General features: G+C 70.5%; 6 protein-coding genes. 4 read left to right on the top strand and 2 right to left on the bottom strand.

The window, feature by feature from the left end; translation table 11 throughout:
• The first annotated feature begins 223 nt into the window (after window positions 1-223).
• Window positions 224-1684: an adenosylhomocysteinase gene (gene ahcY, locus AB0M73_RS45490; RefSeq protein ID WP_363905740.1), complete on the top strand. Its 1461-nt coding sequence runs from the start codon at window positions 224-226 to the stop codon at window positions 1682-1684.
• A 66-nt stretch (window positions 1685-1750) separates the two neighbouring features.
• Here ahcY and AB0M73_RS45485 read toward each other — a convergent pair whose 3' ends face one another.
• Complete coding sequence (locus AB0M73_RS45485) at window positions 1751-2500, bottom strand: enoyl-CoA hydratase/isomerase family protein (RefSeq protein WP_363905738.1); 750 nt, start codon at window positions 2498-2500, stop codon at window positions 1751-1753.
• Between the two features lie 88 nt (window positions 2501-2588).
• On the opposite strand from AB0M73_RS45485, the gene AB0M73_RS45480 reads away from it, so the two are divergent.
• Both AB0M73_RS45480 and AB0M73_RS45475 read left to right on the top strand, forming a co-directional pair.
• The gene (locus AB0M73_RS45480) at window positions 2589-4154 is read left to right on the top strand and encodes an L-lactate permease (RefSeq protein WP_363905736.1); all 1566 of its coding nucleotides are present in this window, start codon (window positions 2589-2591) and stop codon (window positions 4152-4154) included.
• The gene (locus AB0M73_RS45475) at window positions 4073-4615 is read left to right on the top strand and encodes a hypothetical protein (protein WP_363905734.1); all 543 of its coding nucleotides are present in this window, start codon (window positions 4073-4075) and stop codon (window positions 4613-4615) included. The genes AB0M73_RS45480 and AB0M73_RS45475 overlap by 82 nt, the downstream gene beginning before the upstream one ends.
• Window positions 4616-4750: 135 nt before the next feature.
• Here AB0M73_RS45475 and pdxS read toward each other — a convergent pair whose 3' ends face one another.
• Window positions 4751-5599, bottom strand: coding sequence for a pyridoxal 5'-phosphate synthase lyase subunit PdxS (pdxS, locus tag AB0M73_RS45470; RefSeq protein ID WP_363905742.1), 849 nt, complete (start codon window positions 5597-5599; stop codon window positions 4751-4753).
• Window positions 5600-5846: 247 nt separating this feature from the next.
• On the opposite strand from pdxS, the gene AB0M73_RS45465 reads away from it, so the two are divergent.
• Window positions 5847-7973 (top strand): elongation factor G-like protein EF-G2, encoded by a 2127-nt coding sequence (locus AB0M73_RS45465; RefSeq protein WP_363905732.1) that lies wholly within the window; start codon window positions 5847-5849, stop codon window positions 7971-7973.
• Window positions 7974-8013 lie beyond the last annotated feature (40 nt).

The raw sequence follows: 8013 nt of genomic DNA, 5'->3' as shown, positions 1-8013 counted from the left end.
CGGGCAACCATGTGTCGAGTTCATGACTGCCCGAGAGCGGGACTCGCGGCGTTGACAGGGCGGGTTGGGGCTGGCTAATTTCGGGGGCGGAGTCGAGAGGCGCTGCAGCGGACCGTGTCCGCCACGCTCGGCTCCGTGTGAACGTCACAAGGGCGCCTCCCGAAGCGGGAGGCGCCCTTCGTCATGAGGGTGGGCCTCCCGGTCAGCATGCGGAGGAACCGGAATGAACGGGAAACTGAGGCAGGTCAACGGAATCGACTTCGCCGTGGCCGACCTGGCGCTGGCCGAGGCGGGGCGCCACCAGATCCGGCTGGCGGAGCTGGAGATGCCGGGCCTGATGGCGCTGCGGGCGGAGTTCGGCGAGAGCAAGCCGCTGGCCGGGGCCAGGGTCGCGGGCTCGCTGCACATGACGGTGCAGACGGCGGTGCTGATCGAGACCCTGGTGCACCTGGGGGCCCAGGTGCGCTGGGTGTCCTGCAACATCTTCTCCACGCAGGACGAGGCCGCCGCGGCCGTGGTCGTCGGCCGTGACGGCACGGTGGACGCGCCGCGCGGAACGTCGGTGTTCGCCTGGAAGGGCGAGACGCTGGCCGAGTACTGGTGGTGCACCGACCAGCTGTTCACCTTCCCGGACGGCGAGGCGCCGAACCTGATCGTGGACGACGGCGGCGACGCGACCATGTTGGTGCACAAGGGAGTCGAGTTCGAGACGGCCGGCGCGGTGCCGGCGGCGACCGAGGAGGACGGCGAGGAGTACGGCATCCTGCTGGCCACCCTCACGGCCAGCATCGCCCGTGACGCCAAGCGTTTCACCCGGGTCGCGGAGCAGATGCGCGGCGTCTCCGAGGAGACGACGGCCGGCGTGAACCGGATGTACCGGCTGGCCGCCGAGGGCGAGCTGCTGTTCCCGGCGATCAACGTCAACGACTCGGTGACGAAGTCCAAGTTCGACAACAAGTACGGCATCCGGCACTCGCTGGCCGACGGCCTCAACCGGGCCACCGACGTGATGCTGGGCGGCAAGCTGGCCGTGGTCTGCGGCTACGGCGACGTGGGCAAGGGCGCGGCGGACTCGCTGCGCGGCCAGGGCGCGCGCGTCGTGGTCACGGAGGTCGACCCGATCTGCGCGCTGCAGGCGGCGATGGAGGGCCTCGAGGTCGTGCACCTGGAGGACGTGGTGCACAAGGGCGACATCTTCATCACCACCACCGGCAACCGCGACATCGTGATGGCCGAGCACATGGGCCGGATGAAGCACAACGCGATCGTCGGCAACGTCGGGCACTTCGACAACGAGATCGACATGGCCGGGCTGGCCAAGGTGCCGGGCATCCGCAAGGTCGAGATCAAGCCGCAGGTGCACGAGTGGGTGTTCCCCGACGGGCACGCGGTCATCGTGCTGTCCGAGGGTCGGCTGATGAACCTGGGCAACGCCACCGGCCACCCCAGCTTCGTCATGTCGAACTCGTTCTCCAACCAGGTGATCGCCCAGATCGAGCTGTTCACCAAGCCCGGCGAGTACGAGCGCCAGGTCTACCGGCTGCCCAAGCACCTGGACGAGAAGGTGGCCCGGCTGCACCTGGACGCCCTGGGCGTGCGGCTGACCGAGCTGTCCAAGGTGCAGGCCGACTACATCGGCGTGGACGTGGCCGGCCCGTACAAGCCGGAGCACTACCGCTACTGACATGCAGGGAAGGACGCCTTACCCGCGTTGAACGAGGGTAAGGCGTCCTTCCCTGCATCACCGGGGTCACGGGTGGCGGCTGCGGGACAGGAAGGCCGTCACGCCGCGTTGGAAGTCCTCATAGGACACTGCCGGGCCGCTGGCGAAGCTGTCGGCGGCGGCGCGGGTGGGTGAGAGCCCGACGCTGACGGCCTGCTTCGCGGCGACCAACGCGGCCCGGGGCTGCGCGGCCACGGCGGCCACCAGCTCCGCGGTCGCGGCGGCCAGCTCCGACGACGGCACGCGGCGGTTGGCGAGGCCGGCGGCGACGGCCTCGGCGGCGGTCAACAGCCGCCCGGTGTAGAGCAGCTCCCGGGCCAGGCCGTGCCCGGCCAGCAGCGCGAGCCGGGCGGCGAAGGCCGGGCTGACGAGAATCCCCAGCCGCGCGATGGGCATGCCGATGCGGGCGTCGTCGGCGAACACCCGGAGGTCGCAGGCCAGGGCCAGCTGGCAGCCCGCCCCGGCGGCGACCCCGTTGACCTGGGCGATCACCGGCGTCGGGCACTCCTCGATGGCGGTGCAGGCGGCCTCCATCGCGGCGAAGGCCCGGTCCACGTCGTCGGGCGCGGCGTGCACCCACTCGCGCAGGTCGGAGCCGGCGCTGAAGGTGCTGCCGCTCCCCCGCACGACCACCACGCGGACGTCGTTCGGCAGATTCCGAAAGGCCAGCTCCAGGGCCCGCCAATCCTCGTGCCCCAGGGCGTTGGCGCTCCCGCCGGAACCAAGCACCACTTCCGCGCCACGCCCATCACTGCGCACCGTCACGTTGGCCGACACCGGACCTCCTGCGTCAACTGTGGATCCCCGCCATCACTCTGGTCGTGAACTAGCGTCTACCGCACCCTCAACGGCGAGGTGGTGACGTATGTACACCCCGGTCCTTGCCCCGATCGCCGGCTCCCTGCTCCTGTCCGCCCTGCTCGCGGCGCTGCCGCTGGTGGTGCTTTTCGTGCTGCTGGGCGTGTTCCGGATCCGGGCCTGGCTGGCCGCGGCGATCTCGCTCGCGGTGAGCGTGCTGGTGGCGGTGCTCGGCTATCCGATGCCGGTCGGCCAGGCGCTGCTGGCGGCCACGGAAGGCGCGGCGTTCGGCTTCTTCCCGATTCTGTGGATCGTGGTCAACGCGATCTGGATCTACAACATGACCGTCCACACCGGACACTTCGACGTGCTGCGGCGGTCCTTCGCGCGGGTCAGCGACGACCAGCGGATCCAGGGCGTGATCGTGGCGTTCAGCTTCGGCGCGTTGCTGGAGGCGCTGGCCGGCTTCGGCACGCCGGTCGCGGTGACGAGCGTGATGCTGATAGCGCTGGGTTTCCAGCCGCTGAAGGCGGCCACGGTCGCGTTGGTGGCCAACACGGCGCCGGTGGCCTTCGGCGCACTGGCGGTGCCGATCACGACCCTGGCCACCGTTACCGGCCTGCCGCTGCACGACCTGGCATCGATGGTCGGCCGGCAGACGCCGGTGCTGGCCCTGTTCGTGCCGATGGTGCTGGTCGGCATCATTGACGGCTGGCGCGGCGTGCGCGAGACGCTGCCGGCGACGATCGCCTGCGGCGTGGTGTTCGCGGTCGCGCAGTTCGCGGTGGCCAACTTCTTCAGCGCTCCCCTGACGGACATCGTCGCCTCGCTGCTCAGCGCGCTGGCCGTGGTGCTCGTCGTGCGCCGCCGCAGCCGGGCCGAGAACACCGACAGCCGGGCCGAGGTGCTGCGGGCCTACGCCCCGTACGCGATCATCATCGCCGTGTTCGCGCTGGCCCAGGTCCCGGCGATCAAGGACGCCCTGACCAGCGTCACCGTCACGTTCAACTGGCCCGGCCTGCACCTGAACACCCTGAGCGGCAAGGCATCCACGCTGCCGGCGTTCAAGTTCGACTGGCTCGACGCCGCCGGCAGCCTGCTGATCATCGCCGGCCTGATCACCATCCCCGTGATCAGGATCAAGCCCGGCGCCGCCCTGCGCGCCTACGGCGGCACGTACCGTCAACTGGCGACCGCCATCGTCACCGTGATGGCTGTGCTCGCCTTGGCATACGTGATGAACGCCAGCGGGCAGACCACCACCCTCGGCACCTGGATGTCCAACGCCGGCGGCCTTTTCGCCCTGCTGTCCCCGGTCCTGGGTTGGCTCGGCGTCGCCGTCACGGGTTCGGACACCTCGTCCAACTCCCTGTTCGGCGCGCTCCAGGTCACCGCCGCCCAGCATGCCGGGCTCAGTCCCACCCTGATGGCCGCCGCCAACTCCTCCGGCGGCGTGCTGGGCAAGATGATCAGCCCCCAGAACCTGGCCATCGCCGCCGGCGCCGTCGGCATGGCCGGCCGCGAGGGCGACCTGTTCCGCCGGGTCTTCCTGTGGAGCCTCATCCTGCTGGCCCTGATGTGTCTGCTCGTTTTCCTGCAGTCCACGCCGGTGCTGAGTTGGATGGTCGTGTGATTCACCAGGGAGCGACTCTCACGCCATCATTCCGCGAATTCCTGCCGCCATGGCTGGCAAGGCAGCCTTGGCACCGCGGCGACGGGGTGCCGGAGCTCAGGCCGGTCGGCTTTTTCCGCTTCGAGGACCCGGCCGGCGAGGTCGGCATCGAGATCCACGTGATCGAGGCTGGCGGCGTCGTCTACCAGGTCCCGATGACCTACCGCGGCGCTCCGCTGGACGGCGGCGCCCTGATCGTGACCGCGGAGCACAGCGTGCTCGGCCCCCGCTGGATCTACCAGGCCGAGACCGATCCCGTGTGGCGCAGGGAACTTCTCCGCCTGGTCCGTGAGAACGGCACCGCCGCCGCGAGCCGCGGATCGGCGTTCGAGGCGCGCGGCGTGCTGCTGTCGGAATTTACCGACGAGGAGGCGGACATCGAGCTGGCCCCGGATCCTGACAGACCCGGGCCAGCTCGATGATGATGTTGTCGGCCTGGTCACTGCCGGTGACCACCGCGTGGCCACGATCCGCCGCCCGTTGACGTGAAGGCGTCCTTCCTACACTCCGAGTAGAGGAATGGTCCCTTCCGAACACCGGGGGGATCGCGGAGGGTACTACCAGCCGCGGGTGGCGAGCTTCTGGGACTCGGGGAGCTCGGAGACGTTGATGCCGACCATGGCCTCGCCCAGGCCGCGGGAGACCTTGGCGATGACGTCGGGGTCGTCGTGGAAGGTGGTGGCCTTGACGATGGCCGAGGCGCGCTGGGCCGGGTCGCCGGACTTGAAGATGCCGGAGCCGACGAAGACGCCCTCGGCGCCCAGCTGCATCATCATGGCGGCGTCGGCCGGGGTGGCGATGCCGCCGGCGGTGAACAGCACGACGGGCAGCTTGCCGGTGGCGGCGATCTCCTTGACCAGCTCGTACGGGGCGCGCAGCTCCTTGGCGGCGGCGTACAGCTCGGCGTCGTCGAGCACGGTCAGCCGGCCGATGTCGGCGCGGATCTGGCGCATGTGCCGGGTGGCCTCGACGACGTTGCCGGTGCCGGCCTCGCCCTTGGAGCGGATCATGGCCGCGCCCTCGGCGATGCGGCGCAGGGCTTCGCCCAGGTTGGTGGCGCCGCAGACGAACGGCACGGTGAACGGCCACTTGTCGATGTGGTTGGCCTCGTCGGCCGGGGTCAGCACCTCGGACTCGTCGATGTAGTCGACGCCGAGGGCCTGCAGCACCTGGGCCTCGACGAAGTGGCCGATGCGGGCCTTGGCCATCACGGGGATGGACACGGCGTTGACGATGCCGTCGATCATGTCGGGGTTGCTCATCCGGGCGACGCCGCCCTGGACGCGGATGTCGGCCGGCACGCGCTCCAGCGCCATGACGGCGACGGCGCCGGCGTCCTCGGCGATCTTGGCCTGCTCGGGGGTGACCACGTCCATGATCACGCCGCCCTTGAGCATCTCGGCCATGCCGCGCTTGACGCGGGCGGTGCCGGTGGCGGGAGTGGGCTCGATGTTCACCGTGCCGACCTTTCGGGGTATGCGAGGGGGTACGCGCTCCATGCTAGGTCGAACGTGGCCTGGTGTTTGAGGCCAATCCGACACAATTACGGAAGGCCACTTCGCCGGCGGGCTTGTCCGACCAGCGGTTCGGGTGTGAGATCGAACACATCGAGGTGTGCTCCAGGCCAATTCGGTTCGTTCAGGAGGTGACCCCATGGGGTCCAAGAACACCGACAACACCCAATCCGGCGGCGCGGTCGCTGTAGCCGACCCGGCCAAGGTCCGCAACGTCGTGCTGGTCGGCCCGTCGGGGGCCGGCAAGACCACGCTCACCGAGGCGCTTCTGACCGCCTCCGGCGTGCTGACCAGGGCCGGGTCCGTCACCGAGGGCACGACCGTGTGCGACCACGACCCCGCGGCCCAGCGCCAGCAGCGCTCGGTCGGGCTGGCGGTGGCCCCGCTGGTCCACCAGGACGTCAAGATCAATCTCATCGACACGCCCGGTTATGTCGACTTCGTCGGCGAGCTGCGGGCCGGCCTGCGCGCCGCGGACGCCGCGGTTTTTGTGGTCGGCGCGTCGGAGGGCATCGACGCCATGACCATGGCGCTGTGGGAGGAGTGCGCGGCAGTCGGCATGCCGCGCGGCGTCGTGATCGCCCGGCTCGACCACCACCGCGCCGACTTCGACGCCGAGCTCGCGGCCTGCCAGGAGGCGTTCGGCGCCGGCGTGCTGCCGCTGTACCTCCCGGTCCCCGGCTCCGGCAACACCAAGCTGGTCGGGCTGATCACGCAGAGCGTCTTCGACTACTCCGACGGCTACCCGCCGACCGTGCGGGAACCCGACGCCGAGCTCGCCGACTTCATGGCCGACCACCGCAACGCGCTGATCGAGGGCGTCATCGCCGAGAGCGAGGACGAGACCCTGATGGAGCGCTACCTCGGCGGCGAGGACATCGACCAGGACGTGCTCATCGCCGACCTGGAGACCGCGGTCAGCCGCGGCTCGTTCTACCCGGTCGTGCCGGCGTGCGCGGCGACCGGCCTGGGGCTGGCCGAGATCCTGGACGGCATCGTGCGTGCCTTCCCGTCGCCGCTGGAGCACCCGCTGCCGTCGGTGACCGACCCGATCGCCGGCACCGTGCTGGAGCTGGCCACCGACCCGGACGGCCCGCTCGCCGCCGAGGTCGTGCGCACCGCCGTCGACTCCTACGTCGGTCGGGTGTCGCTCGTCCGGGTGTTCTCCGGGACGCTGCGGCCGGAGCGGTCAGTGCACGTCTCCGGGCACGGCATGAGCGACCGTGGACACGAGGACCACGACGAGGACGAGCGGGTCGCGCACATCTACTCGCCGCTCGGGTCGAGCCTGCGCGAGGTGCCGTTCTGCGTGGCCGGCGACCTCTGCGCGCTGACCAAGCTCGGCTCGGCCGAGACCGGCGACACCGTGTCCAGCCCCGACCAGCCGCTGCTGATGTCGCCGTGGCTGATGCCCGAGCCGCTGCTGCCGGTCGCGATCATCGCCCGCAAACGGAGCGACGAGGACACGCTGGCCCGCAACCTCGCCCGGCTGGTGGCCGGCGACCCGACGCTCCGGTTGGAGCGCAACACCGAGACGCACCAGATGGTGTTGTGGTGCATGGGCGAGGCCCACGCCGACGTCGTGCTGGCGCGGCTGCGCGCCGGCGGGGCCGAGGTGGACACCGAGGACGTGCGGGTGCCGCTGCGGGAGACCTTCGCCAAGGCCGCCCGGGGGCACGGCCGGCACGTCAAGCAGTCCGGCGGGCACGGCCAGTACGCCGTGTGCGACCTGGAGGTCGAGCCGCTGCCGCGTGGATCCGGCTTCGAGTTCGTCGACCGGGTCGTCGGCGGATCGGTGCCGCACCAGTTCATCCCCAGCGTGGAGAAGGGGGTGCGGGCCCAGCTGGCCAAGGGCCTGCACGGCGATCACCCGTGCGTCGACGTGCGCGTGACCCTCGTCGACGGCAAGGCCCACAGCGTCGACTCCTCCGACTCGGCCTTCCAGACCGCCGGCGCGCTGGCCTTGAAGGAGGCCGCCGCCAACAGCCGGATCTCGCTGCTGGAGCCCATGGACGAGGTGACCATCCGACTGCCCGACGACCACCTCGGGGCCGTGCTCGGCGACCTGTCCAGCCGCCGCGCCCGGGTGTTGGGCACCGAGGCCGATATCACGCCCGGGCACACCATGATCCGCGCCGAGGTGCCCGCGACCGAGCTGATCCGGTACGCCGTGGAGCTGCGCTCCCTGGCGTCGGGCACCGCGACGTTCACCCGGCACTTCGCTCGGTACGACCCTCTTCCGGACAACCTGGCGACGAAGATCTAAGGGAGAGAATGGAAATGGCGCGACCCGCATCGACCGCGCG

The sequence above is a fragment of the Kutzneria sp. NPDC051319 genome (genome assembly GCF_040682195.1).
In the GTDB taxonomy this organism is placed as follows: domain Bacteria; phylum Actinomycetota; class Actinomycetes; order Mycobacteriales; family Pseudonocardiaceae; genus Kutzneria.
The sequence above is the reverse complement of the archived record's forward strand: the minus strand, read 5'-3'. Positions and strand labels throughout refer to the sequence as shown.

Coding starts and splice junctions, on each gene's coding strand:
- ahcY (WP_363905740.1), top strand. CDS start 224: ATGAACGGGAAACTGAGGCAGGTCAACGGAATCGACTTCGCCGTGGCC.
- AB0M73_RS45480 (WP_363905736.1), top strand. CDS start 2,589: ATGTACACCCCGGTCCTTGCCCCGATCGCCGGCTCCCTGCTCCTGTCC.
- pdxS (WP_363905742.1), bottom strand. CDS start 5,599: ATGGCCGAGATGCTCAAGGGCGGCGTGATCATGGACGTGGTCACCCCC.
- AB0M73_RS45465 (WP_363905732.1), top strand. CDS start 5,847: ATGGGGTCCAAGAACACCGACAACACCCAATCCGGCGGCGCGGTCGCT.